Consider the following 25,851-nt stretch of genomic DNA (forward strand, 5'->3'; position numbering starts at 1 on the left):
ATACTTTTGTTTTTTTACAGCCTCTTCTATCATTCTATACGATAATTATTCTAAATGTATGTTACATACGTATTTACCTATTGGATATTGATTTAGCTAAAAAATAAAGGGACACATGAAAGAGTAAATTCTTTCCTGCGTCCCTTTAGGTTCATAAATAAAGTTTTCTTATCTAAGAACACACAAAGAAGTATTGGCCCCACCTACGCCGAATACTATGATGGCCACGCATGCCACCCGCCTGTTATTATTATAAATGGAAACGCTTACAAATTTCAATGAATTTCATCCGACATATTTCGTGCATAACGATAATTAATACTGAATAATCTCCAACACATACTATGGCAGAAAGTTCACACCCTTTCAATGATATTATCTTAATAAAATAACGCTTATGGAGTGAAGGTTTGCTAGTTAATCTTATCGATACTGGTTTTATAATCTCAAAAAAGTTTAATATCTGAGCGTTTTTGAAATTAAGTTTGGGGTGAGACAACCTGAGCCTTGTTTTAATAAGGGCAAATTAATCAAACGTTTGATTAATATGTTAGGTGATGGCTTTATATGAATAATGGGAACTGTCCTAACTTTGTTGGATACGGTTTAAATATTAAAGGGGACCATATGTTATCTTTTTTATGCAAGGATAGTAAATCTAGCTTTAAAGGAGGTTTACGGCATGACAAACCAAATACGGCAACGAAATAACGGTCCGAACATACAAAAGGAAAAGGATACTGTCTCGAGAATGATTAAGTTGTATTGTCGGAAGAAGCATCGCGGCAAGGAGCTTTGTCAGGATTGCATGGAATTAAAGAACTATGCTAATAAAAGGCTCGCACTTTGTCAATTTGGAGAAGGTAAAGGAGCTTGTTCAAATTGTTCAGTTCATTGTTACAAGCCAGAATACCGTACAAGAATAAAAGCTGTCATGCGCTATACAGGTCCATGGATGTTGGTTTACCACCCTTTGTATTCAGTGAAACATTTAATCAGTAACCACCGAATTGGAAAGTAAGTCAGTTATTCTAATATTCCCCTGTTCCTTTGTTCAAAGTGTCACAAAATTGATACATATTAAACCCAACATTAAGCCTAAAATAAGGGATAGGTTTAGAACATAGATGTTTTCGTAAAAATTGTTGTTAAAATTGTAAAAATCTTAAAGCCGATTTTTACTACCTAAAGCCGATTTTAACGAAAGATAAGCTTTTTTGTGGATTTAAAATATAGTTTACATGCTCTTTTCTCACATATTTCAGCTAAGGCAACAAAGTTTGTTTTGAGAAAAGAGCCTAGAACATAACAGGGAAGAAGGCTTTGAATTTTGGTTAGTTCATTATTAGAAGATCAGTTATTATTACTATTTGTTATTTTATTTTTAGGATCGGTACTTGGAAAAGTGAGTATAAAGGGGCTTAGTTTAGGTTCTTCGGGTGTCTTACTAGTTGCAATGATTTTTGGTCACTTTGGCTACCAAATCTCTGGAACTGTTCAGCAATTAGGTCTGAGCTTATTTATTGTCGCTGTTGGATTACAAGCAGGACCTAGATTCTTTAGAATGATGCGAACGAGTGGGATTGTGTTTGGAATCATTGGGTTATTGATTGTCTTAATTGCAGCAGTTGTAACCATTATTGTCTCCAATTTATTTCACTTTTCACCCGCATTAAGTATCGGTTTGATGACTGGGGCTCTAACGAGTACGCCTGGACTTGCGGCAGCTCTACAGGCGACAAATGACCCGCTCGCGTCTGTTGGTTATGGAATTGCCTATCCCTTTGGAGTCATCGCAGTGGTGTTGTTTGTTCAGTTGTTACCGAGAGTGTTAAAGGTTGACTTAGATAAGGATTTAAACGAGGCAAATGGTCCTATTCGTAATGAAGAGTCACCTGAAGTCATGACTATTGAGGTTACCAATACAACCTATAATAAAAAAACAATTAAGGAAATTCACTTTGAGCGGTATCATTCTATCGTTATTAGTCGGGTTATTCGCCGAGATCGTAACATAATCGCTCTTAACGATACAGTCATCCTGAAGGGAGATCGACTTGTTGCCGTAGGATTGAAGGAAGAGCTAGATAGGCTCTGCCATGACATTGGGAAAAAGGTTGAAATAGACTTCCATAATTCAGACCACGTAAAATTACGGAAGGTTACCGTTGATTCAGAAGAGGTAATTGGCAAAAACCTGAAAGAACTAGGGTTAAGATCAGCGTATGGAGTAACTGTAACTCGAATTGAACGTGGTGGTTTTGAGTTTAGTCAGAATCCCAAATGGAGGCTAGAACGAGGAGATGTATTAACCATTGTTAGTAGTGAAGACCGGATAAAAGAGGTTGAAGCACTATTTAGTAGAAAACACCTAACTGTCACTAACGTGCATATATTGTCTTTAAGTTTAGTGTTGTTAATAGGAATTGCCGTTGGGATGATTCCTATCCATTTACCTGGATTAGGGACAATTACTTTAGGAGTTGCTGGTGGACCGCTATTTGTGGCCTTGATCATTGGGCACTTTGGCAAACTAGGACCGATTCGTGCACGCTATTATCAACCGTCAACAAGAGTTGTCAGTGATATTGGGTTAGTCTTATTTCTTGCTGGTGCCGGTACAACGGCAGGTCAAGGTATTGTCGAAGTGGTTAAAGCGGAAGGACTGGGCCTTGTATTTGGAGGTTCACTCATTACATTAACACCTATTCTTGCGGGTTATTTTATAGCTAAGAAATGGTTCCGCTTGAATACAATCCACTCTCTAGGGGCGCTATGCGGAGGAATGACGAGTACACCCGGCTTAGGCGCTGTGAATCAATTAGTAGAATCGGAAGAACCCGCTATTGCCTATGCAGCAGCCTATCCCTTTGCCCTCATATTTGTGGCAATTACATCGCAGTTACTAATTTTCTTCCTTTAGGTAATATCGTTATTTTAAAGAGTAGATAAGTTGAAAAAGTGCCAGGAAACGCTTTCTTGGCCCTTTTTTTATATTCTTGTGCTGTAATCATTCCATACCATACTTTCTTTCCAGAAAAGTACAAAAATTGTCAAAGAACGGTCACTTTTCCGAATATTTAAGGTGTTATAGTGGAAATAGGCATAGTAAAAGGGGGAGGGAACTGTATGAAAGCAACATTCATTACCTCTGTTGACCAAATCACTGAGCTGTCATCAGTAGAAAAGGAAAACCTTAAACCGATTACCGACCAGTTTGTGTTTCGGTCAAATGACTACTATCTTAATCTAATTAATTGGGATGACCCTAATGATCCAATCCGAAAAATCATTATACCGAATGAAGGAGAACTTCTTGAGTACGGACATTGGGACGCTAGTGATGAGGAAACAAATTATGTAGTGCCAGGCTGTCAGCATAAATATAAGACGACCGCATTATTAGTTGTCTCTGAAGAATGTGGAGGCTACTGCCGTTTTTGCTTTAGAAAAAGGTTGTTTATTCATAAGGAAAAAGAGGCTATGGTTAATCCGCAACCAGGTCTTGACTATATCCGCCAACATCAAGATGTTACCAATGTATTGTTAACAGGTGGAGATTCGTTAATGCTCTCAACTAAAAAGCTCCGATCTATTCTTGAACAATTGAATGAAATAGAACATGTTAAAATCATTCGCTTAGGTTCAAAACTTCCTGCCTATTACCCAATGAGAATTTATGAAGATGAAGCACTTTTAGAACTTATTAGGACTTACTCTAACTCGGAAAAACGAATTTATATTATGACACATGTGAACCATCCTAATGAGCTAACACATCAAGCAAAGAAAGCATTTGACGCACTCAATCAGGCTGGTGCAATTGTTTTAAATCAAACGCCGATTTTAAAAGGAATAAACGATAATCCAGAAGTATTGGCAGAGCTTCTTGATAAGCTAACCTATGCCGGTGTAAATCCCTATTACTTCTTTATCAATAGACCAGTTGCGGGCAATTACGAGTTTGTGCTTACTTTGGAGCAGGTTTATAAAGTCGTCGAGCAAGCGAAGGCAAAAACCTCTGGCATTGGTAAGCGAGTGCGCTTGGTCATGAGTCATAGCTCTGGAAAAATTGAAATCCTTGCGATAGAAAATGGGAAAGCTTATTTAAAATATCATCAATCAAGAGAAGGTAATTATGGTCAAATCATGATTCTAGACTGTCCCTCAGATGCCGCTTGGTTTGATGACTTACCTGAAAATGAACAGTATTGGAGTAAAAAGGAGAAAACACTCCGTTAACCTCCACTTAAGCGGTAAACAACAGCTCCTTACTTGTATCTTCATCTATGACAGGTATCAATTTGTCAAAGTAGCTTTTAATGAGTAGCCAGCGAGCTGGATAAGAATAAATAAAGTCCTCTAGTACTGTTTGTGAGTAATAGGCAAAACAGTCCATTTGTGCTCCAACTGATTTTAAATCATATAAAAGTGCGTGTAATACTGTGTAGTAGTTATTAAGTTGATAAGGATTTAATGCGAAAACTTGAATTTCGTTATTTTTTATTACCTTTATCAGTGACTGTTTTTGTAGCATGAGGCTTTCTTCCTTGGATAAATCATTTAACTGGATCTGGTCGTTAATAAAATAAACGCCTTTCATTTACACCCATCCCTTCTGCAACCTTATTTTAGTTATGGACAAGATTTGTAATTTTCATAATTTAATCATCTGTGTAATTCTGTAGACAAACGAAAAAAGACGCAAAAAATCCAAGCAGAAACCCCGCTTGGATTTTTTGTTTTTTAATTTTTTATTGTAATGGCTTGGTTTCCCATCTGCTCCCAGCCAGCGATAAATTTCTGCCTGGGAAGTTTGCGATTTTTTGCTGAAAGTGGGTCGTTTACATATATATAGTCTTTATCGTACCCGGTAACTAAAACGGAATGCATTTTAAACGTGATTTTTAACGGGCCGCTGCTTGTTTTCCAAGTCTCCCAATGGGTTTCAGGTACTACATCATAAGTACTTGTAACAACCACCCAGACAGGACGCTTTTGGTCTAATTGAGCAATAACTTCGTCAAACTCCTTGCCTGTAAAATCAATTACTTTTCCTGGTAGGTAAGACTCAGCTAAATCTTTCATTGGACCATGGTAAACTCCAATACCAGGCTGATCAAAGGTCCGCATATTGCCCACAAAACCATCATTTAAATTTCCTCTAAGCCCGTTTTTTTCATAAGGAACCTTTTTAACCTTATGGGCTAAGGTCATTTTATCAACAGACACCCCTGAATGGTTCAAAAGCATCGCCATGCTAGTGACCTCACAGCCTCTAGCCAATTCAGGCTTTTGTTTAATATGGGGAGCGTTAATGAGTACCTTTTGGTTTTCCTTCTTTTGTGTCACTTTCGGAATGCCGAAGGGCGCACTCTCATTATTCAAGCTGTTTCTCTGATGACCTGAAGCTTTATTGCTCTTGCGGTTTTCCATCTGGATTTTAGATGCTTCTTGTTTGTCATTTGCAGAGTTCGCAGGCGGTTTTGCTTCATCTGTTCCACAACCGGTTACCATAAACAAGCTTAGTGTCAATTTGAGTGGTGTCATTTTTGTCCATCTAAAAGAGAAGAAAGGCACAGCCTTTAAACGCATACCTACAATCAACTCCCTTATAGAGGTGTAGGATTATTTTTACCTATTCCTTAGAAAGGACCTTGTGTTATTGCATCCAATTCTGCATTGAAATAGGGGAAAAGGAACTCCATTGTCCAATCTCCACAATTTGGTTATTAAAATTTTTTTGTAATCATTAAAATTTTATTTGAAATGTATTAAGAATGTGGTACTATGAACTATGTTGAAATACTATTTAAATAATAATATTTTGCCAAAGGATTTATTTTTTTTGGATGAGCTTGAAAACGCTTACTAGTGAGGGGTTGAAGGTATGTATAACGGAGAGAATGCCCAAATATTTGACCATGCAAAGCGGACCGCAGATATGCTGGTAAAAATGTTTGGGAGTCGCTGTGAGGTGGCAGTTCATGATTTCAAAAATCTAAAAAAATCACTCGTTTATATTGCTGGGAATGTAACAGGGCGTAAAATTGGGTCTCCAATCACAGACTTAGTTCTAACAGAGCTCAGAAAAGACCCAACTGAGATAGAGGATATCCCTAACTATAAAACGCAAGCCAAGAATGGCACAGTAATGAAATCATCCACTGTTTTTTTACGTGATTCTAATGGAAAAGTAATGGGTGCTCTTTGTATGAATTATGATATCTCTCAAATGTTGCTTTTCGAAGCAGATATGAAGGAATTTCTTTCGTTTGATTCCAATCATCACAGATCCGAAAATTTCTATTCCACGGTTCAAGATGTCATTCAGGATATGGTGGATCAAGTATTGTCAGGTTTTAAGAAAGCGCCTACACAACTAACTTTAGAAGAGAAGATTGAAGCTGTGCGGTTACTAGAAGAGAAAGGTGCTTTCTTAATTAAAGGGTCTACAGAGTATCTGGCTTCAGTACTAGGTGTATCTAAGTTTACGATTTACAATTATCTAAATAAAATTAGAACGCAAAATGAGTATCACCTTGAAGATTCAGTATAAAAAATTATATTTGAATAATTTAAAACCGGGGGAGAGATTGTCGTGGAAATTATTAAAGGTACAGCATTGCTACTATTGGTATTAGGACTTTTTTCTTTGTTCAGTTATAAAGCTCCAAAAGGAATGAAGGCGATGGCAGCCTTAGCAGGAGCTGCCTGTGCAGCCTTCCTTGTAGAAGCATTTCAATTGTATGTAGGTGGAGACTTATTGGGAATCGAGTTTCTTGGTGAAGTTGGAACAGCGGCAGGCGGTATGGGAGGCGTTGCGGCGGCTGCGTTAGTAGCACTTGCAGTTGGAGCTTCCCCGGTGTATGCTTTATTACTTGGGGTTAGCGTTGCTGGACTAGGTTTATTGCCAGGTTTTATTGCAGGATATTTAGTAGCCTTCCTAGTTAAATTTATTGAAAAAAAGGTTCCTGGCGGCTTAGATCTTATCGTTATCATCGTGATTTGTGCACCGTTAGTACGTCTTATTGCTGAATTTATGACCCCTGTTGTAAATGCAACTCTATTGAATATCGGTGGGATTATTACCGAGACGGCTAATAGCAATCCAATTTTAATGGGAATTATCTTAGGTGGAGTTATTACTGTGGTTGCGACAGCACCGCTAAGTTCAATGGCATTAACTGCAATGCTTGGTTTAACAGGTGTTCCAATGGCTATTGGTGCCCTTGCAGTATTTGGCTCATCCTTCATGAACTATGTTCTTTTTGACCGTATGAAGTTTGGTGATCGTAAAACAACCATTTCTGTTGCAATTGAACCATTAACTCAAGCACATATCATTTCGGCTAACCCGATTCCTGTATATGTGACGAACTTTGTTGGTGGAGCTACTGCAGGTGTTATTATTGCGATGTCAGGCTTAATAAATAATGCAACTGGTACAGCAACTCCGATTGCAGGACTAGCTGTCATGTATGGATTTAATGACCCAATGAAAGTCACCCTTGTTGCTGTAGCTTGTGCAGCTGTAGGGTTAGTATGTGGATATTTAGGCTCTATCGTATTTAAGAATTATAAAATCAAAACTGTTGACCATTTGCAAAAACCAGACGCAAATGAGGAAGCAGCAGCGTAAACATAGACAAGCCTACTGGATAACATAAAGTAAGAAGGTAAAAGGAGAGTTTAGAATGAAATATCGTTCGGCTTTTGACATTATTGGTCCGGTGATGATTGGACCTTCCAGCTCTCATACTGCTGGTGCTGCGCGAATTGGGCGTGTTGCTCGAACACTATTTGAAAAACAACCGAAGAGAGTGGTTATTTCCCTATACGGTTCATTTGCTAGTACCTATAAGGGACATGGAACCGATTTGGCACTTGTAGCCGGTCTTTTAGATTTTGATACGTTTGATGAACGGATTCCGAATTCATTAGAACTAGCTAAAGAATTGGGGATGGAGGTTATTTTTCAAACAGAAGAAGCAGTGCCTGAACATCCGAATACAGTGAAAATAAATTTATTTGATGATGATAACGAGATGGAGGTTATCGGGATTTCTATTGGTGGCGGTACGATTGAAATTACCGAGATCAATTCGTTTAAGCTAAAGTTATCAGGTGACCCAGCAATTCTCGTCATTCATCGCGATCGATTTGGAATTATTTCAGCTGTTACCGCTGTTTTAGCTAAACATGAAATAAATATTGGTCATATGGAAGTGGCACGTAAGGAAAAGGGCGAAATGGCGATTATGGTCATCGAGGTTGACCAAAAAATAGATGATGAAGTTATCGAGGAATTGAAGGGCCTTTGTAACGTAACAAGAGTCATCCGGATGGTAGAATAAAGTGATATATACTAAAAAATTCGTTCAGAAAAAAAGACATCAGGAGGACAAGCAATGTTTCGAAATGTAGCGGAACTTGTTGAGTTGGCAGAAAAACATCAAGTGAAAATAGCCGAAATTATGATTCGGCAAGAGATTGAAGTTTCTGGATTAACACGTGAGGACATTCTTTCTAAAATGGATACGAATCTTACCGTGATGGAAAAGGCAGTTGAACGTGGACTTGGCGGAGTAAAGTCACGAACAGGTTTAACAGGTGGAGATGCAGTCTTATTACAAAATTATATTAAAAGTGGCAAATCTTTAGCAGGACCGCTTTTATTAGATGCGGTTAGCAAGGCCGTAGCGACCAATGAAGTAAATGCAGCGATGGGAATTGTTTGTGCTACTCCAACAGCGGGGTCAGCTGGTGTGGTCCCAGGGACTTTATTCGCAGTGAAAAATCAGTTGAACCCTACTCGGGAGGAAATGATTGAATTCTTATTTACAGCAGCGGCTTTCGGTTTTGTAGTTGCTAATAATGCCTCAATCTCTGGTGCGGCTGGTGGATGCCAAGCAGAAGTAGGGTCGGCGGCAGGAATGGCAGCTGCTTCCATTGTCGAAATGGCAGGCGGCACGCCGCAACAAGCAGCAGAGGCCATGGCGATTACGTTGAAAAATATGCTTGGTTTGGTTTGCGACCCTGTAGCTGGCCTAGTTGAGGTGCCGTGTGTAAAACGGAATGCCATGGGTGCATCCAATGCCATAACGGCTGCAGATATGGCACTTGCAGGAATCACTAGTAGAATTCCTTGTGATGAAGTAATTAGTGCGATGTACGCAATCGGTCAAACGATGCCTTCCGCTTTAAGAGAGACAGGAGAAGGTGGGTTGGCAGCAACCCCAACGGGTCGAAGATTAGAAGCTGAAATATTCGGCGAACCCAAAGCCAAACTTAAAGATTATCTGGTATAATATAAATAAGCAACCACACCAAGAATCTAAGGATTCTTGGTGTGGTTTTTATTTGTACCTGAATCTTACATGTTCCAAAAATGCCACTCGCCTTAAGGTGGAACTGCTAAAATCAGGTGATTTATTTTTGCCTATGCGAGTTTTAAGTGAACGGTTATCATCTAGCTCATCCTTGTTTTCAACTTCCATGTCATGATCAGCCATTATTTATCCCTCCATATCATCTAGAATCTCCAGTGGAAGAATATCATATAAATAAAATCGCACGGATAATGATAAATTTCTAAAAAACTTGTGATACTAAGCTGAAGGAAACAAGATGTCTTTGTATTGGTTGAGTGGCTGTGGAAGGAGAATAGGAAAAATGAGTGATTTTTTTAGGAAATCGTCTGCTGAAGTTTTAAAGGACTTAAATGTTACTGAAAAAGGCCTTACCACTGATGAAGTAAATAAAAGGTTAGAACAGTTCGGCTACAATGAACTGGCAGAAGGAAAACGAAAAACAACACTAGAAGTATTCTTTGAACAATTTAAAGACTTTCTAGTGATTATTCTAGTGGTTGCGGCGCTTATTTCTGCCTTTTTAGGTGAGTTACACAGCACGATTGTTATCGTAATTGTCGTTATTCTAAACGCGATTCTTGGTACGGTTCAGCATCAAAAGGCACAACAAAGCTTAAATAGCCTTAAAGCTCTCTCTTCCCCAACAGCAAAGGTTCTACGAAATGGTGGGACGGTCGAAATCCCTTCTAGAGAGGTTGTCGTAGGAGACATCCTTTCCCTCGATGCTGGTGATTTTGTTAGTGCTGATGGGAGAATCATTCAAAATTACAGCCTACAAATTAATGAGAGCTCGTTAACTGGTGAATCATTAAGTGTGTTAAAGGATGTTGAACCAATTAATGAGGAAGAAGTAGCCATTGGTGATAAAAAAAATATGGTGTTTTCTGGTAGCTTTGTTACATATGGCAGAGGAGTAGTTGTTGTTACAAATACCGGAATGAAAACCGAAATCGGAAAAATCGCCAACTTGTTGGAATCAGCCGGTGATAAAAAAACACCACTTCAAGCAAGCTTAGACCAATTTGGTAAAAGGCTTGCTATCGGCATTATTGCGATTGCCATTATTATCTTTGGGCTAGATTTATTTAGAGGAAATGACCTCGTAGAATCTTTTATGTTTGCGGTTGCGCTCGCAGTAGCGGCCATTCCAGAAGCCTTAAGTTCCATCGTTACGATTGTTCTTGCTTTTGGTACTCAAAAGATGGCAAAGGAAAATGCGATCGTTAGAAAGCTTCATGCTGTTGAAAGCTTGGGAAGTATCTCTGTCATCTGTTCAGATAAAACAGGAACGCTGACGCAAAATAAAATGACCGTTCAAAAGGTTTATGTTGATAACAAGGTGATTGGACACGATGAATTAAACATGGAAAATCCGTTAGAGAAACGAATTCTCTTAATGGGTTTGCTGTGTAATGATTCGGTAACAACAGATAAAAAGGAAATTGGTGACCCAACGGAGATTGCCCTTGTAAACTTCGGTGAGGATTATCAATATGACGAACTCACAATTAGGGAAGAGTACCCTCGGTTAGCTGAACTGCCTTTTGATTCTGACCGAAAGCTAATGAGCACCGTAAATAAATACGAGGGCAAGAGTTACTTGGTTACAAAGGGAGCATTGGATGTTCTTCTTTCTAGAATTGTAAAAATCGTATCTTCTCAAGGAGTTGTGGATTTCACCAAAGAACAACAACAAGAGATTGAACAGATTAATAAAGATTTTTCTATGAATGGCTTACGTGTACTTGGTTTTGCTTATAAAGAGGTACCTGAAGGGAAGACAATAGACTTTGAAGATGAAAATGGCTTAACCTTTATTGGCTTGATTTCTATGATGGATCCGCCACGAAATGAGTCATATGATGCCGTGGCAGCTTGTATTGAAGCAGGGATCAAACCGGTGATGATTACGGGGGATCATAAAATTACAGCCGCCGCGATTGCAAAGGAAATTGGAATATTAAAAAATGAGTCAGAAGCCATAGAGGGTTCTGAAATTGAAAAATGGACAGACGAAGAGCTGAAGGAAAAGGTGGCCGACCTTTCCGTGTATGCTCGGGTCTCTCCTGAACATAAAATTAGAATCGTTCGGGCTTGGCAGGAAAACGGAAATGTCGTTGCCATGACCGGGGATGGAGTTAATGATGGGCCTGCTTTAAAGCAAGCGGACATCGGTGTGGCAATGGGGATTACTGGAACAGAGGTTGCCAAGGAAGCGTCATCTATGGTTCTTACGGATGATAACTTCTCAACCATAGTAAAAGCCATTTCAAATGGTCGCAGTATCTACGCAAACATACAAAACTCTATCCGTTTTCTTTTATCAGGAAATACGGGTGCTGTGCTTGCGGTCCTTTATGCTTCTATCCTTGCCCTGCCAGTTCCCTTTGCAGCCGTACACCTGCTGTTCATCAATCTCTTAACAGACAGCCTACCGGCAATTGCCATTGGCCTTGAGCCACATAGTAAAAACATTATGAAAGAGAAGCCTAGGGATGTGGATGTACCGTTATTGAATAAGGTATTCGTTCGTCGAGTGCTTGTCGAGGGGATTTTGATTGCGGCCTCAACCTTGATAGCTTATCATATTGGTTTATCAACTGGAGATCATCTGATTGCAAGTACGATGGCCTTTGCAACACTCTGTTTGGCTAGGTTATTTCATGGATTCAATGCACGAAGCAAGCATTCTGTATTCAAAATAGGACTATTCAGCAATAAGTTTCTCTGGTATGCACTGATTATTGGTGCGGTGCTCTTGCATATCGTGTTATTACTTCCACCATTAATGGGTGTGTTTGAAGTTGCTGTCCTAAACGGGGCGCAGTTTGGAGCTATATACGGTTTAGCCTTAATGCCGTTTGTATTGATACAGCTTTATAAATTAATTTTTGTAAAATAAGCGAGGAAAGGAAAATAAGGGGAGATTTTCCGGTTAAATGCAGATTGGAGCTCGTTTCAGTGAATATAAGGGGAGGTTTTCCGCTTATGCAAATAAAAATCCCCCATTTTCACGTTTTTCGAGTTAATAGGGGGAATTTCTCCGCTTATTTAAGCTATTTTCAACGCTATTTACGAATTAAGCGGAATTTTTCCCTTTATTATTTTTATGCTTCAAAGAAGGCAAGTGAGAATAACGATAAAAGCAGGGCAAATTCCAATATGGTTTGCCCTGCTTTTTCTTTTTTACTTTTAGCACATTAAAGAGAACACATTACTCTTTGATATTACACTCCTTTATATGCATTCCGATAAATCTCTGACAGCTCAGTTACAAGCGGCATTTTCGGGTTGGCAATCGTATCTTGATCATCAAAGGCGTGCTCGGCAAGCTCACTAACTCTGCTTTCAAATTCAATTTGATCAACACCACAAGCCTCAATGCTCATTGGAATCTCAATTTCGTTTGCGAGATTGACGATTGCCTGAATTAAACTTTCAACACCTTCCTCCGTAGTTCGAGCAGGCAATCCAAGCACTTGCGCGATCTCAGCGTAACGTTCGTTGGCAATAAAATACTCGTATTTTGGATAGGTCATAAACTTGTTTGGTTTTGAGGCATTATACCTAATCACATGTGGCATTAAAAGCGCATTGGCACGTCCATGAGGAATATTAAACTCTGCTCCAAGGGCGTGTGCCAGACTGTGGTTAATTCCTAGAAATGAGTTGGCAAAGGCCATGCCAGCGATGGTTGAAGCATTATGCATTTTTTCGCGAGCCAATTCATCGTCTCCATTATGGTAAGCAGCTGGCAAGTATTTAAAGACAAGCTGTATTGCTTTTAATGCAGGACCATCGGTAAAATCATTGGCTAAAACGGAAACATAGGACTCTATCGCATGGGTGAGAACATCCATCCCCGTATCGGCTGTCACATGCTTAGGAACGGTCATAACAAATTGTGGGTCGATGATCGCAACATCTGGTGTTAATTCAAAATCAGCAAGCGGATATTTTAGGTTTGTCTTCTTATCTGAAATGACGGTGAAGGCGGTAACCTCAGACCCTGTACCCGAAGTGGTTGGGATTGCAATAAGCTTTGCCTTTCCACGAAGCTTAGGGTACGTAATTACCCGTTTGCTAGGATCAAAAAACTTTTGTCTTAACGCTTCAAAGTCTGTATCGGGGTGTTCATAATAAAGCCACATCGCCTTTGCAGCATCCATAACAGAACCTCCACCAAGTGCAATAATGACATCAGGCTGGAACTTTCTCATCATTTCCGCGCCGTACTTGACCGTTTCAATGCTTGGCTCTGGTTCTACCTCGGTAAAGATTTCACTTTTCACTTGAGCAGGATGTTTTTTTAGCTGATAAAGAACACGATCAAGGTTTCCGTTATTGACTGAACTTGGGCTAGTTACAATGAACGCCCGCGACAAATCAGGGAAGCCTGTCAGGCACTGAACCGAATTCTTTTCAAAGTAAATTTGTGGAGGGATCTTAAACCATTGCGTATTCACTTGTCTTTTAGCCACCTTTTTAATATTGATTAAATGGGTGGCGCCGACATTGGTGGATACAGAATTCCCACCATAAGTCCCGCAGCCCAATGTCAATGATGGGAGCGATGAATTGTAAATATCCCCGATTGCCCCATGGGTCGAAGGTGTATTGATTATAATACGCCCAGCTTTCATCCGCGAAGAGAACTCATCAATGACACCTTGATTTGTTGAATGAATAGCAGCTGAATGTCCTAGACCACCATACTCTAGTGTTTCCTCACATATTTTTAGCCCATCTTCAAGGTTTTTGGCTTTGTAACATGCAAGAACCGGACTTAATTTTTCACATGATAGAGGGTGTTTAGGACCGACGCTCTTTAACTCAGCAATTAAAATTTTCGTTTCTTTTGGTACATTGATGTCAGCCATTTTGGCTATTTGATAGGCAGATAAGCCAACAATAACCGGATTAAGACTATGGTTGTCATTAATTGCTACACTTTCCAGTTGTGATTTTTCCTCTTCATTTAAGAAATAGCAATTGTTTGCTAGCAATTCTTTCTTAACTTCCGTATAAATCTCCTTATCAATAACTACTGCCTGTTCAGAAGCGCAAATCATGCCATTGTCGAAGGTTTTTGATAGAATAAGGTCGTTTACCGAACGTTTAATATTCGCAGATTTTTCGATATAACAAGGAACATTTCCAGGTCCGACTCCAAGGGCAGGTTTACCTGAACTGTACGCAGCTTTGACCATACCGGTACCACCTGTTGCGAGAATAATGGAGGTCTTAGGATGTCTCATAAGTGTTTGGCTAGCCTCGAGGGAAGGGATTTCAACCCACTGAATACAGTTTTTGGGTGCACCAGCACGAACTGCTGCTTCTTGCATAAGTCTTGCGGCTTCACTACTACATTTTTGGGCAAAAGGGTGGAAGGCAAAGATGATCGGATTTCTTGTTTTCATGGAAATAAGGGATTTGAAGATTACGGTTGACGTTGGGTTCGTAATCGGAACGACTCCAGCAATGACACCGACAGGTTCAGCCATTTCGACCATTCCCTCGTACTCGTTTTCACTAATAATCCCTACTGTTTTCAAGTTTTTAATATTATTGTAGATGAATTCTGTCGCAAACATATTTTTGAAGACTTTATCTTCGTATACTCCTCTTTGTGTTTCTTCAATCGCCATTTTTGCTAACTGTTTGTGATGCTTAAGAGCCTCTAAGGCCATTTCCTTAATGATTCTATCGACCATTTCTTGACTATAGCTTCGGAAATCTGCCAATGCCTTCGTTCCATTTTCTGCGAGAAGATCAACCATTTCTACTGCATGTTGTTTCTTCTCTAACACTTTTTCATCAATCGCCATTTTTCATCCCTCCAAAAATTAATAGTTCAGCTCAACTTTTTAGGACTTAGAATTGCTTTTACCATCACCAATGGCAGTAATATAGCATGGACAAAGGGGGAGTTTTGTTGAAAAATGTCGCGAAAATTGTAGAATCTTGTATTATGAATGAGTATTCATTTTTTTGTCACAAAAAGGACTCAAAAAGTGTCAGACCCCCGTTACGTTAAAATAACGGGGGTCTGGCACCAAAATTAAACTCCTTTGTATGCTTGGCGGTAAATCTCTGCTAATTCGGTTACAAGTGGTAGCTTTGGGTTAGCGGTTGTACATTGATCTTCAAAGGCTTTATCTGCAAGGTAATCAACTTTATTCTCAAACTCTGATTGATCGATTCCATTTGTTTCTAGGCTCATTGGAATATCAAGTTCTTTCGCAAGCTTGATAATCGCTTGAACAAGACTTTCCACACCTTCTTCTGTCGTACTTGCTGGAAGGTCAAGCATTTTTGCAATTTCTGCGTAGCGCTTATCTGCAATATAATGCTCGTATTTCGGGAATGCAGCAAACTTCTTAGGCTTGGTTGCATTGTATCGGATAACATGTGGCATCAAGACAGTGTTTGCACGTCCATGGGCAATATGGAACTCTGCACCAAGTTTATGAGCTAAACTATGGTTGATTCCTAAGAATGCATTGGCAAACGCCATACCGGCAATCGTTGAGGCATTATGCATTTTCTCGCGAGCCACTTCATCACTACCATCACGGTATGCTCTTGGTAGATATTCAAAGACCAACTGGATTGCTTTCATCGCTAAACCATCGGTATAGTCATTGGCCATAACAGAAACATATGCTTCAATGGCATGAGTTAAAACGTCCATTCCTGTATCTGCAGTAACTACTTTAGGAACTGTCATGACAAACTGTGGATCAATAATCGCCACATCTGGTGTCAACTCATAGTCTGCTAATGGATACTTAATATTCGCCTTTTTATCGGTAATAACAGAGAAGGAAGTAACCTCTGAGCCTGTTCCGGAAGTAGTTGGAATGGCAACAAACTGTGCCTTGTGACCTAGCTTTGGATATTTGACGATACGCTTTCGAATATCTAGGAATTTTTGCTTTAAGCCATGGAAGTCAGCATCAGGATACTCATAAAATAGCCACATACCCTTTGCAGCATCCATTGCGGAACCTCCACCAAGAGCGATGATGGCATCCGGCTGGAAGTTAGCCATTAACTCAGCACCCTTTAGGACTGTTTCGATGCTTGGGTCTGGTTCTACCTCTGAAAAGATTTCGCAGTGAACATAATCTGGGCGTTTTCTCAAATAGTAGAGAACCTTGTCAACGTAACCAAGCTTCACCATCCCAGGGTCTGTAACAATAAGAGCTTTCGAGATATTGGGCATTTTCGCTAGATACTGCGTAGCATTTTTCTCAAAATAGATTTTAGATGGGACTTTAAACCATTGCATATTTGTATTCCTTCTCGCGACTTTTTTGATATTAATAAGGTGAATAGAACCAACGTTTGTCGACACTGAGTTTCCACCATACGTACCACAACCGAGGGTAAGTGAAGGCATATAAGCATTATAAATGTCCCCGATTGCACCTTGAGATGAAGGGGCGTTCACAATAATCCGGCCAGCTTTCATTCGTAAACCGTATTCCCGAATCACCTCTTCGTTGGTTGTATGAATGACAGCGGAGTGTCCAAGACCACCAAAGTTCAGCATTTCCTCAGCTCTTTGCATTCCTTCTCCGCGACTCGCTACTTTGTAACAAGCTAGGACAGGGCTTAATTTTTCCCTTGATAGTGGAAACTCTGGGCCAACTCCTTCAAGCTCTGCTACTAAAATTTTGGTATCTTTAGGTACTGTTACTCCCGCCATTTCAGCAATTCTAAAAGCAGGCATTCCGACAATATCGGCATTAACTGCACATGTATTCTCATTAATAACAAGTTTTTCTACCTTTTGTATTTCAGCCTCGTTCAAGAAGTAACAGCTATGTGAAATCATTTCTTGTTTAACTTCAGAATAAATCTCTTGATCTATGATAACGGCCTGTTCTGATGCACAAATCATCCCATTATCGAAGGTCTTAGATAAAATCAAGTCATTAACAGAGCGTTGAATGTTAGCCGATTTTTCGATATAACATGGAACGTTCCCAGGCCCAACCCCTAGAGCAGGCTTTCCTGAACTATAGGCGGATTTCACCATTCCAGAACCACCGGTAGCAAGAATAAGCGATAATTTATCGTGATTCATAAGAGCCTGAGTAGCTGCAACCGAAGGAGTTTCAATCCACTGAATACAGTTCTCCGGTGCTCCTGCCTTTATTGCAGCATCACGTAAAATTCGAGCAGCCTCACTGCTACATTTTTGAGCAGAAGGGTGGAAGGCGAAGATAATTGGGTTTCTCGTTTTGATTGAAATCAAAGCTTTAAACATGGTTGTAGACGTTGGGTTAGTAACGGGTGTGACTCCAGCAATAACTCCAACAGGTTCAGCTACCTCGATGATTCCTTCGTGTTCATTTTCGTGGATGATTCCCACTGTTTTATCGTATTTGATATTATGATAAACGTATTCAGTCGCAAACATATTTTTAATGATTTTATCTTCATAGACACCGCGCTTCGTTTCTTCAACAGCTAACTTTGCTAGCGGCATGTGCTGATCAAGGCCTGCTAAAGCCATTTGCTTAACGATGTTGTCAATTGATTCCTGCGTGAAGCTACGAAACTCCTCTAAAGCCTTTAAACCATTTTCAACAAGATGATCAATTGTTTCTGTAACGTTTTGCTTGTCTTTTACCAACTTCTCAGTAACAGCCATTCTGATTCCCTCCATTATCATTAGTGAATAGTTTCACATAAGTGGTTTGAAAAAATTTACTCGCAAACTGGGTTTCTAGGGATTTTTTCAAAATAGATTTCATTAGTTATTCTTGATATTTTCTTTACGATGATTACGTAGTTAAGAGTCCATATGACAGTGGGAATACTATCATTATCCTTAAACATCATCGCCTCAAACTCATCTCCGACAGCTTCCTCGAAGGCTTCAAGAGTGTAGGTTTCAGTATCAGTTGAAAAGGATTTCCAGTTGCAAAGAATCATTACAATCACTCCTTGGTGGTTAATTCTTCCTTATGGGTTAAATATACCACGGATACTAAACAATACTTTGTGAAATGTTGAACAAAGTTTGACGGTTTTTAAAGCGCTTACAGTGTAAACGTTATCATAAAACAAATTTATATAGCATACCAATAGTGGTTGGTCCTAATTACCCACACCTATAAAAATCAAAACGCTAGAATAAATAAAATTTTTCGACAATTATCAACATTGTTTTCTAGGACCATTAGACTATTTCTGGCGTAAAATGGGCGGAAAATAGGGTGAGTTCGATAAAAAACGACAAGATTACCTAAAAAAATAAAAAATATGTCAGAATGGCACCGTTTACAAAAAAGTGTTTTATAACAATAATTTAGATGTTAGAATATTCAATTCCAAATTCTGATCGGCGTAAAAGAAAAAACATCTTGGGGGTAGGAGTATGGTATATCAGCAAAAACCTTGGTTGAAGTTATATGATTCGAAGGTTGGTGAAAATGTATCTGTAGAGTATAGTTCTCTATTTGACTTGCTAGACCGTTCTTCCGCCATTTATGGTGAAAAACCGGCTCTAACTTTCTACGGAAGATCTTGGAATTTCAATGACCTTAAATCAGTAGCAGAAGCATTTGCAGCATCTTTACATAACAATGGATTTACAAAAGGCGACCGCATGTCAATTATGTTGCCTAATAGTCCTCATTATATCTTTAGCTTATTCGGTAGTTTCCGTTTAGGTGGGATTAACGTTCAGGTAAATCCCATGTATGTTGAAAGAGAAATCGAGCATGTCCTTGCTGATTCAGGTTCTGAGTTTATTGTTGTCTTGGATACCTTATATCAAAAGGTTAAGGCAGTTCAACCGAAAACGAATCTAAAAGAAATTATCGTTGTCACCCTTGGTGGCGAGAGAATGACTCTAGAAGATGGTGACCGCTATTTTGAGGATTTCCTTGCAGAAGGCAAAACTTTACCAGAAACATCTATCGATCGCTACGAAGACGTTGCCATGTTGCAATATACAAGTGGAACAACGGGACTTAGTAAAGGGGTAATGCTAACCCACCAAAATTTATTAGCAAATGTTGTTCAAGTATGTGATTTCGTCTATAGACCTTGTGAGGAGATAATCCCGGACGACTTCAAAATCATCAGTGTACTCCCAATGTTCCATGTATTTGGACTTTCATGTAATGCAATTGCTGGAATTAGAGAGGGAGCTAACCAGTTAGTGTTGCCACGTTTCGACCCGAAGGAACTAATGGAAGTGGTTAGGACTGAAAAGCCATTTCAAATGTCTGCCGTTCCAACAATGTACTTTGCGTTAAATAGCCAACCAGGAATTGAAGAATTCGGATTTGGCGATATTCACTACATGAGTAGTGGCGGGGCACCACTTCCTGTCGAGCAAATAAAAATATTTGAGGAAAAAACAGGCGGAAAACTCCTAAATGGCTATGGACAATCAGAGCTATCTCCTTCACCTATTTTTACGCCACCGTTCCTTGAATCTAAGCCAGGGAGTGTGGGGATTCCGATTCCTAGCACAGAAGCGAGAATAGTAGAGATAAATGAAGATGGAGAAATGGTCGATGTTCCAGTTGGGGAACCAGGTGAATTAATTATAAAAGGCCCTCAAGTAATGAAGGGCTACTGGAACCGTCCTGAAGAAACGGAAAAAACCATTAAGGATGGTTGGCTTCTTACTGGGGACATCGCGAGAATGGACGAAGACGGGTATTTTTACATCATGGACCGAAAGAAAGACATGATTATTGCGAGCGGTTATAACGTTTACCCTGCTGAGGTAGAGGATGTGTTATACCAACTTAAAGGTGTAGAGGAAGCCATTGTGATTGGAGTACCTGATGAATATCGAGGGGAAACGGTTAAGGCATTTTTGAAGATAAAAGATGGGGATACCTTGTCAACTGACGATATTATTGCTTTTGCTAAAAAGAATTTAGCTCCATATAAAGTGCCAAAGCAAGTAGAAATTCTAGAAGAGCTTCCTAAATCCTCTGTAGGAAAATTGCTACGGAGAGCATTAAGAGAACAGGAATTACAAAAAGTAGGAGTCTAACAGGAGGGGAAATATGACGATGATTCAAGAATTATTTAATCTAAAAGGAAAAACAGCAATTGTTACTGGTGGAGGTAGAGGACTTGGTGAACAAATCGCCACTGTCTATGCCGAAGCGGGAGCAAACGTAGTTGTCTGCTCAAGAAATGAGGAAGCTTGTCAGAAGGTAAGTGAATCCCTTAAGGAAAAGGGAGTTGGCTCACTGGCATTTAAATGTGATGTTTCTAATGAGGAAGATATTAATCATGTAGTCAATGAAACTATGAAGGAATTTGGAAGAATTGATATTTTGGTTAATAACAGTGGAATAAGCTGGGGAGCACCGGCTCTTGAGATGCCTGTAGATAAATGGGACAAGGTAATGGATATTAACTTGAAGGCAGTGTTCCTGTTTTCTAAGGCTGTTGGGAAAATCATGAAAGAGCAGCGTTCAGGGAAAATCATCAATATTGCATCAGTTGCCGGCTTAGGTGGACAGGATACAAGAATGATGGATGCAATTGGATACTCAACAAGTAAAGGAGCGGTAATCGCTTTTACACGTGATCTTGCTGTTAAGCTGGCTCCATATAATGTCCATGTTAACGCAATTGCACCTGGGTTCTTCCCAACTAAAATGACAAATGCATTACTCGATCATGTGGGTGAATTCATTCTTGAACGTACTCCAGCCGGAAGATTTGGCTCTGACCATGACATGATGGGGCCAGCATTATTTCTTGCTTCAAGTGCTTCTGATTATGTCTTTGGGCATATCCTTTCAGTTGATGGAGGAACATCTGCACTAACTTAATAAGCTTAAAATAATTTAAAAAGGAATGCCGATTTTCGGCATTCCTAATGGATTATACTTTTGCTGTTAGAAATTCAAGTACTGTTTTATTCACGGTATCTTGTGCCTCTGTCACATAAAGGTGTCCGGCTCCAGGTACTACACAAAACTGTGCTCCTTTAATCCTTTGGCTGAGGGTTTGCCCATTTTCAAACGGAACCAGTTTATCGTCATCGCCATGGATTACTAGTGTAGGAACTGAGATTTTATCAAGTTCTGCATGCGTATCATGTGCCAGGCACGCCTGGAGTTGGAGCATGTATCCATGAGGTGGAGTTGGAATTTGCAGTCTAACATCGATATCTTCTTTGATTTCGTCACGATGGTTATCAATGAAGTCTTGACTGTAAAGAATCGGTACGGCAGCCCAGGCAGCTTCCTCTGGTGTAACTGAGGCTCTAGAGAGCATGGCCATTCCGATCTCTGCACTAGGTTGGACGTGGTTAACACCGCCTGATGTGGTACATCCAAGGACAAGTGATTTTACTCGCTCAGGATAAGCGATGGCAAGTCTTTGGGCAATCATTCCACCCATTGAAATGCCATAAACGTTTGCCGTTTGGACATTGGCGGCATCTAAAACAGCCTTCGCATCTTCAGCCATTAGTTCAATCGAATAAGGAGTTTCGGGCTTTGAACTACGACCGGTTCCGCGATTATCAAAAATAATTACTTGGAAGCTTTTCGATAGGGTTGACAAGCTTCTTTTCCAGGATAAACAGTTGTGTGACAAACCCATAATTAGTAGCAAAGGTTCACCTTTCCCATGAATCTCGTAATATAGTTCAATACCATTTGCTTGGGCTATAGGCATATATCCATCTCCTTTAAAATTTATGATGGTAAAATATATGGAATTTTCGTATAATTAAGAACATAATTCAGAGATTTAATACGAGGCTTTTTCAATACAGCCAGGTGTTAGCGTGGGGGAGAAAAATGTGGACTTTTGATGAAGAGTCAGCAAAAACATATAAGAAATTAGAAGCAGACTATAATCGTCAAGTCCTTTCCATGACTAACAATTTACAATATGTTACAAACATTGGAAAAGCCTTTAATGCTCATTTGGATTATGTGGTTGCTGTAAGAAAGCTTACGAAGGAATTGCTGGACTCATTAAACCTGCCTGACAGGGATGAAATTGCTGCAATTGCTAAGAGAGTTAGAGCTTTAGAAACTAGACTGGATGATTTAGATGAGCAAATAGAAGAATCCATGAACCAAATGAGAAAACACCAAAACCAAATTAGAAAATTCTCAGAAGAGATTGCTGAATTATTGGTGGATTCAGAGTAACTCTATAATCGTTATTTTCTATTTAATTTTAAATAAAAGGTGGAGAGAGAAATGGCTGAAAACAAAAAGACTTCTAAAAAAGAAGAAGAAGTACAGGTGAAAAACGAACAACAAGCACCTGTGGTTGAGGAAAATCAAACGCAAGAAGAGCAAACCGAACAAAATTTATCGAGTTTAGAACTTTTATGGGGCAACGCATACCAGGAGCTAGACAAATGGGCTGAGCGTGGGAATTTCCGCGATGAAGTCTTCCTTAAAGCGGTTAAAGACTACTCTGAGAGTGTTCAGCGAAATCGTGATAACCTCAAAGAAGTTACGGAGCAATTCAATAAGGAGCTAGTTGAATGGCAACGTACAGCTCGTGAAGAGTTCTTAATGTCGACAACTGCGATTCAACATTTCTTCCCAGTAAAATCATATGAGGAAATCAATCAACTGTTTGATAGAATTCAAAAATCTACTGCAGGAATTCTCAGTGCACCATATCGTGCAATAAATCCAGATCAGGCTATCGAAAGATATGTTGGAATGGTAGAAAAATACATTGAGCTTCGTAAAAAGGGTAGAAATGATTATGTTAGCACTGTAAAGAAGACTACCAATATCGTTCAACAAAATCAGCGGGTCTTTGTGAACCTTTTTTCTAAACAGGTAAAATCTTTATTCCCATTCAATAAACATATGGAAAAGCCAGAAGACGCAGTTAAATCATAAAAATAGATTAGGAGCGATTACGGATGTCAAAAGAAAAATACGATCCATATAAAGGGTTTAGGGAACTAACCGGTATGTGGGAAAAACAAATGAATTCCCTTTTGTTATCATGGTCTGATAACACTGACTATATCAAACTATCTAATGTGGGTTTACAGACACATACCCGTTATATTGAGATGTTAAAAAGAAATCAGGAAATCATGGCTAGTTTTATGAATATGCCTACTAAAACAGATGTGAAAAATGTTGCTAAGTTAACCATTCAGGCAGAAGAAAAAATCGACGCTCTTGAAGAGCAGATTTGGAATTTGCAGGATAGTTTTTCTGCAATTAACAAGGAAAATATGGAATTTTTTGGCGAGCTTGTTGGCCTATCCAAGCAAATGAAAGAAGAACTTGATAAGAATGTAAAAGAACTACGTGATGCAAAAAAAGTTAAATCTGACCTTCAAAAATTACGCAAAGAGCTTTCTGATACGAATGAGTTGAGAGCAGAGCTTCAAGAGTTAAAACGTGAGTTATCAGAAGTAAATGGACTTAAGATGGAACTACAAGAATTGAAACAAGAGTTGGTTCAATATAAGGAAACGAAGAATAAAGAAGCAGTAAAGGAAAAAAAAGAATTAGAACTGGCAGGAGCCGGAACAGGTAAATAATTTAGGAAGTAGGGGAAAAAATGGCAGTAGAAACACCAGTAAAAATTCCAGCCTTAGATTATGAAAAAGAAATGAAGCGCTGGACACAGGTTTATAAAATCCTAACTGAAGATGCACCTAAAATCGAGCATTCACCTCGACAAATGGTCTGGAGAAAAAATAAAACGGTCCTTTGGCATTATCCAGCAAAGGAAAAAAAATATAGCACACCGTTGTTCTTTGTTTATTCACTTTTAAATAAACCTTATATTTTAGATATAAGTCCGGATACAAGTGTAATTGCTGGTCTAACTAAACGGGGATATGATGTTTATTTACTTGATTGGGGTAACCCAGGATACGAAGATGATGATATAAGTTTTGATAGCTATATTCTTGACTATTTAGAAAAGGGTGTAAAACGTGCTTTACGTCACTCCGGGGCTGAAGATATTTCTGTTGTAGGGTATTGCTTAGGGGGAACAATTGCAGCCATTTTCGCGGCTATTACTGATCTACCAATTAAAAACCTAATCGTTGCAACTGTGCCTATTGATTATAGTGTGGGAGTAGCACCTGAAAAATGGCTTGAAGGTCTTCAAAATGGAGCTATTAGTGTTGATCGTTGGGTCGATGTTTATGGGACAATTCCTCCGGCAGTGGTAGAGGCGATGTTCAAGACCTTAGCACCTATTAACATATCTCCATATGTTGGTTTAATGTCTCGAGCGCATGATACCCGATATGTGGATAAGTGGAGAAGAATGGACAAATGGCTTAATGATGCGGCGCCTTTTGCAGGAGCTGCATTAAAGCAAATGTTCAATGATCTTATGAAGGATAATAAGCTTGTTAAGGGTGAAATGGTGATTGGTGGGAGAAGAGTAGATCTTAGCAATATAGATTGCAACTTCTTTGCTGTTTCTTCTGCAAACGATGGGTTAATTGCTGAGGGACAAAGCTTACCAATTATGGACCTTGTTTCTAGTGATGATAAAACCTATAAGGTTGTTCAAGCAGGCCATGTATCTCTAGCTTTAAGTGGGTTGTTCGCGCCAATTGTTGACGAATGGCTGGCCACACGTTCGGACCTTGCATAAGAATAGTTAAATAAAGGGGGGGAAGGGGTGTCCCTTCCCATTCTTTTTGGCATTCTATGCACTTTCTCGAAAGCCTTTTTGCTTTTTTTGCTTATTAATAAAGTTAGTAACCAGTCGGTTAAATCTGTCTTTAGCTTCAAATTTAGGCACATGCCCGGTATTTCGCATAATGATGAATTCGGAATTTGGTATCAGCTTATGCATCCACAATTGTAGCCAAGGAGGCAGGACAGAATCATATTGACCGGCGATAACAAGCGTCGGAACCTTAATCTTTGGTAATAATTTAAGGTTATTTACCTCCATACAAGCTTTACCTGATGCTAAAAAGGCATTACGTTCAGGTCGATAACTTTGGTTGAACTTCTGGACAGCTTCCTCATTCCAAGAATACAAACATTTTTTGGCGGCAATGTCTCTTCTTTCTGTTACTGTTAATTCTTCAATCTGTGATTCTCTAAACTTCATGTAAAGTTTCCCAAGCCTTTTAGGAATGTAATGGAACGTGCAAGTTAAGATGAGGGAACGACATACTTGCGGCGCTTGACGATAAATTTCTTGTGCCACAGCTCCTCCCATGGATAGGCCAAGTATGTGAGCGCTTTCAATTGAGAGCTCATCTAACAATCCAATTACATCTTTAGCGAAGTTTTCAATTGAGATTCCTTCTATGTTTGTATGTTCACCATGGCCTCGTAAGTCAGGAATAATGAGTTCATAATATTCTGACAATTCATATTGACTTTGCCATCCTTCTTTAACTTCGCCTAGACCATGAATCAATACTAATGGTTCTCCGCTTCCAAAGTGCAGATAAGGCATACCTGTTTTACTTAACTTTGCGTTTTGCATCCTCAAA

General features: G+C 39.4%; 22 protein-coding genes. 14 read left to right on the top strand and 8 right to left on the bottom strand.

Translation table 11 applies throughout. The features are described from left to right. Positions 1-682 precede the first annotated feature (682 nt). The 3 genes from LG336_RS02230 (at position 683) to LG336_RS02240 (ending at position 4,242) form a co-directional block, all read left to right on the top strand. Positions 683-1,021 carry a nitrous oxide-stimulated promoter family protein gene (locus LG336_RS02230; RefSeq protein ID WP_404330949.1) on the top strand — a complete coding sequence of 113 codons (339 nt, stop codon included), beginning with the start codon at positions 683-685 and terminating at the stop codon, positions 1,019-1,021. A 309-nt stretch (positions 1,022-1,330) separates the two neighbouring features. Next, positions 1,331-2,923: an aspartate:alanine exchanger family transporter gene (locus tag LG336_RS02235; protein WP_404330951.1), complete on the top strand. Its 1,593-nt coding sequence runs from the start codon at positions 1,331-1,333 to the stop codon at positions 2,921-2,923. A 206-nt stretch (positions 2,924-3,129) separates the two neighbouring features. Further along, a complete protein-coding gene (locus LG336_RS02240) occupies positions 3,130-4,242 on the top strand; it encodes a KamA family radical SAM protein (RefSeq protein WP_404330952.1) in 1,113 nt (370 codons plus the stop codon). A 7-nt stretch (positions 4,243-4,249) separates the two neighbouring features. On the opposite strand, the gene LG336_RS02245 is transcribed toward LG336_RS02240, so the two are convergent. Both LG336_RS02245 and LG336_RS02250 read right to left on the bottom strand, forming a co-directional pair. Then, positions 4,250-4,603, bottom strand: coding sequence for a hypothetical protein (locus LG336_RS02245; protein WP_404330953.1), 354 nt, complete (start codon positions 4,601-4,603; stop codon positions 4,250-4,252). Between the two features lie 143 nt (positions 4,604-4,746). Next, positions 4,747-5,550: a C39 family peptidase gene (locus LG336_RS02250; RefSeq protein WP_404330954.1), complete on the bottom strand. Its 804-nt coding sequence runs from the start codon at positions 5,548-5,550 to the stop codon at positions 4,747-4,749. 340 nt (positions 5,551-5,890) lie between these two features. Here LG336_RS02250 and LG336_RS02255 point away from each other — a divergent pair, with 340 nt between their 5' ends. The 4 genes from LG336_RS02255 to sdaAA are packed head-to-tail and all read left to right on the top strand — an operon-like array spanning position 5,891 to position 9,311. After that, positions 5,891-6,559, top strand: a complete 669-nt coding sequence (locus LG336_RS02255) for a transcriptional regulator (RefSeq protein WP_404330955.1) — start codon at positions 5,891-5,893, stop codon at positions 6,557-6,559. A gap of 42 nt (positions 6,560-6,601) precedes the next feature. Then, positions 6,602-7,642, top strand: a complete 1,041-nt coding sequence (locus LG336_RS02260; RefSeq protein WP_404330956.1) for a PTS sugar transporter subunit IIC — start codon at positions 6,602-6,604, stop codon at positions 7,640-7,642. A 55-nt stretch (positions 7,643-7,697) separates the two neighbouring features. After that, positions 7,698-8,357: an L-serine ammonia-lyase, iron-sulfur-dependent subunit beta gene (gene sdaAB, locus LG336_RS02265; RefSeq protein WP_404330957.1), complete on the top strand. Its 660-nt coding sequence runs from the start codon at positions 7,698-7,700 to the stop codon at positions 8,355-8,357. A 54-nt stretch (positions 8,358-8,411) separates the two neighbouring features. Next, a complete protein-coding gene (gene sdaAA, locus LG336_RS02270; protein WP_404330958.1) occupies positions 8,412-9,311 on the top strand; it encodes an L-serine ammonia-lyase, iron-sulfur-dependent, subunit alpha in 900 nt (299 codons plus the stop codon). Positions 9,312-9,359: 48 nt separating this feature from the next. Here sdaAA and LG336_RS02275 read toward each other — a convergent pair whose 3' ends face one another. After that, entirely contained in the window at positions 9,360-9,515 is a 156-nt protein-coding gene (locus LG336_RS02275) for a hypothetical protein (protein WP_404330959.1), read from the bottom strand. Between the two features lie 160 nt (positions 9,516-9,675). On the opposite strand from LG336_RS02275, the gene LG336_RS02280 reads away from it, so the two are divergent. After that, complete coding sequence (locus LG336_RS02280; protein WP_404330960.1) at positions 9,676-12,276, top strand: calcium-translocating P-type ATPase, PMCA-type; 2,601 nt, start codon at positions 9,676-9,678, stop codon at positions 12,274-12,276. A 325-nt stretch (positions 12,277-12,601) separates the two neighbouring features. On the opposite strand, the gene adhE (LG336_RS02285) is transcribed toward LG336_RS02280, so the two are convergent. From adhE (LG336_RS02285) to LG336_RS02295, 3 genes are all read right to left on the bottom strand, one after another. Continuing rightward, the gene (gene adhE / locus LG336_RS02285) at positions 12,602-15,202 is read right to left on the bottom strand and encodes a bifunctional acetaldehyde-CoA/alcohol dehydrogenase (RefSeq protein WP_404330961.1); all 2,601 of its coding nucleotides are present in this window, start codon (positions 15,200-15,202) and stop codon (positions 12,602-12,604) included. Between the two features lie 233 nt (positions 15,203-15,435). Further along, positions 15,436-18,039 carry a bifunctional acetaldehyde-CoA/alcohol dehydrogenase gene (gene adhE / locus LG336_RS02290; protein WP_404330962.1) on the bottom strand — a complete coding sequence of 868 codons (2,604 nt, stop codon included), beginning with the start codon at positions 18,037-18,039 and terminating at the stop codon, positions 15,436-15,438. Positions 18,040-18,095: 56 nt separating this feature from the next. Continuing rightward, positions 18,096-18,323, bottom strand: coding sequence for a hypothetical protein (locus LG336_RS02295; protein WP_404330963.1), 228 nt, complete (start codon positions 18,321-18,323; stop codon positions 18,096-18,098). A 445-nt stretch (positions 18,324-18,768) separates the two neighbouring features. Between LG336_RS02295 and LG336_RS02300 the strand changes: the two genes are divergently transcribed. Then, positions 18,769-20,409 (top strand): long-chain fatty acid--CoA ligase, encoded by a 1,641-nt coding sequence (locus tag LG336_RS02300; protein WP_404330964.1) that lies wholly within the window; start codon positions 18,769-18,771, stop codon positions 20,407-20,409. 13 nt (positions 20,410-20,422) lie between these two features. After that, positions 20,423-21,202, top strand: coding sequence for an SDR family oxidoreductase (locus LG336_RS02305; RefSeq protein WP_404330965.1), 780 nt, complete (start codon positions 20,423-20,425; stop codon positions 21,200-21,202). A 52-nt stretch (positions 21,203-21,254) separates the two neighbouring features. Here LG336_RS02305 and LG336_RS02310 read toward each other — a convergent pair whose 3' ends face one another. Beyond that, positions 21,255-22,055 (bottom strand): alpha/beta fold hydrolase, encoded by an 801-nt coding sequence (locus LG336_RS02310; RefSeq protein ID WP_404330966.1) that lies wholly within the window; start codon positions 22,053-22,055, stop codon positions 21,255-21,257. A 125-nt stretch (positions 22,056-22,180) separates the two neighbouring features. On the opposite strand from LG336_RS02310, the gene LG336_RS02315 reads away from it, so the two are divergent. Genes LG336_RS02315 through LG336_RS02330 form a run of 4 tightly spaced genes read left to right on the top strand, consistent with a single transcriptional unit; the run spans position 22,181 to position 24,992 of the window. Continuing rightward, positions 22,181-22,540 (top strand): hypothetical protein, encoded by a 360-nt coding sequence (locus LG336_RS02315; protein WP_404330967.1) that lies wholly within the window; start codon positions 22,181-22,183, stop codon positions 22,538-22,540. Between the two features lie 51 nt (positions 22,541-22,591). Further along, complete coding sequence (locus tag LG336_RS02320; protein ID WP_404330968.1) at positions 22,592-23,254, top strand: hypothetical protein; 663 nt, start codon at positions 22,592-22,594, stop codon at positions 23,252-23,254. Positions 23,255-23,277: 23 nt separating this feature from the next. Continuing rightward, the gene (locus LG336_RS02325; protein WP_404330969.1) at positions 23,278-23,913 is read left to right on the top strand and encodes a polyhydroxyalkanoate biosynthesis repressor PhaR; all 636 of its coding nucleotides are present in this window, start codon (positions 23,278-23,280) and stop codon (positions 23,911-23,913) included. Between the two features lie 20 nt (positions 23,914-23,933). Next, the gene (locus LG336_RS02330) at positions 23,934-24,992 is read left to right on the top strand and encodes an alpha/beta fold hydrolase (RefSeq protein ID WP_404330970.1); all 1,059 of its coding nucleotides are present in this window, start codon (positions 23,934-23,936) and stop codon (positions 24,990-24,992) included. A 54-nt stretch (positions 24,993-25,046) separates the two neighbouring features. On the opposite strand, the gene LG336_RS02335 is transcribed toward LG336_RS02330, so the two are convergent. Next, entirely contained in the window at positions 25,047-25,844 is a 798-nt protein-coding gene (locus tag LG336_RS02335; RefSeq protein ID WP_404330971.1) for an alpha/beta fold hydrolase, read from the bottom strand. Between the last annotated feature and the right edge of the window lie 7 nt (positions 25,845-25,851).

This window comes from Mesobacillus maritimus (assembly GCF_044803185.1).
Lineage (GTDB): Bacteria > Bacillota > Bacilli > Bacillales > Cytobacillaceae > Mesobacillus_B > Mesobacillus_B maritimus_B.

Bases quoted from the DNA above. Each gene is read 5' to 3' on its own strand.
- LG336_RS02230 (WP_404330949.1), top strand. From the start codon at position 683: ATGACAAACCAAATACGGCAACGAAATAACGGTCCGAACATACAAAAG.
- LG336_RS02240 (WP_404330952.1), top strand. From the start codon at position 3,130: ATGAAAGCAACATTCATTACCTCTGTTGACCAAATCACTGAGCTGTCA.
- LG336_RS02245 (WP_404330953.1), bottom strand. From the start codon at position 4,603: ATGAAAGGCGTTTATTTTATTAACGACCAGATCCAGTTAAATGATTTA.
- LG336_RS02250 (WP_404330954.1), bottom strand. From the start codon at position 5,550: ATGACACCACTCAAATTGACACTAAGCTTGTTTATGGTAACCGGTTGT.
- LG336_RS02255 (WP_404330955.1), top strand. From the start codon at position 5,891: ATGTATAACGGAGAGAATGCCCAAATATTTGACCATGCAAAGCGGACC.
- sdaAB (WP_404330957.1), top strand. From the start codon at position 7,698: ATGAAATATCGTTCGGCTTTTGACATTATTGGTCCGGTGATGATTGGA.
- sdaAA (WP_404330958.1), top strand. From the start codon at position 8,412: ATGTTTCGAAATGTAGCGGAACTTGTTGAGTTGGCAGAAAAACATCAA.
- LG336_RS02275 (WP_404330959.1), bottom strand. From the start codon at position 9,515: ATGGCTGATCATGACATGGAAGTTGAAAACAAGGATGAGCTAGATGAT.
- LG336_RS02280 (WP_404330960.1), top strand. From the start codon at position 9,676: ATGAGTGATTTTTTTAGGAAATCGTCTGCTGAAGTTTTAAAGGACTTA.
- adhE (WP_404330961.1), bottom strand. From the start codon at position 15,202: ATGGCGATTGATGAAAAAGTGTTAGAGAAGAAACAACATGCAGTAGAA.
- adhE (WP_404330962.1), bottom strand. From the start codon at position 18,039: ATGGCTGTTACTGAGAAGTTGGTAAAAGACAAGCAAAACGTTACAGAA.
- LG336_RS02295 (WP_404330963.1), bottom strand. From the start codon at position 18,323: ATGATTCTTTGCAACTGGAAATCCTTTTCAACTGATACTGAAACCTAC.
- LG336_RS02300 (WP_404330964.1), top strand. From the start codon at position 18,769: ATGGTATATCAGCAAAAACCTTGGTTGAAGTTATATGATTCGAAGGTT.
- LG336_RS02305 (WP_404330965.1), top strand. From the start codon at position 20,423: ATGACGATGATTCAAGAATTATTTAATCTAAAAGGAAAAACAGCAATT.
- LG336_RS02310 (WP_404330966.1), bottom strand. From the start codon at position 22,055: ATGCCTATAGCCCAAGCAAATGGTATTGAACTATATTACGAGATTCAT.
- LG336_RS02315 (WP_404330967.1), top strand. From the start codon at position 22,181: ATGTGGACTTTTGATGAAGAGTCAGCAAAAACATATAAGAAATTAGAA.
- LG336_RS02320 (WP_404330968.1), top strand. From the start codon at position 22,592: ATGGCTGAAAACAAAAAGACTTCTAAAAAAGAAGAAGAAGTACAGGTG.
- LG336_RS02325 (WP_404330969.1), top strand. From the start codon at position 23,278: ATGTCAAAAGAAAAATACGATCCATATAAAGGGTTTAGGGAACTAACC.
- LG336_RS02330 (WP_404330970.1), top strand. From the start codon at position 23,934: ATGGCAGTAGAAACACCAGTAAAAATTCCAGCCTTAGATTATGAAAAA.
- LG336_RS02335 (WP_404330971.1), bottom strand. From the start codon at position 25,844: ATGCAAAACGCAAAGTTAAGTAAAACAGGTATGCCTTATCTGCACTTT.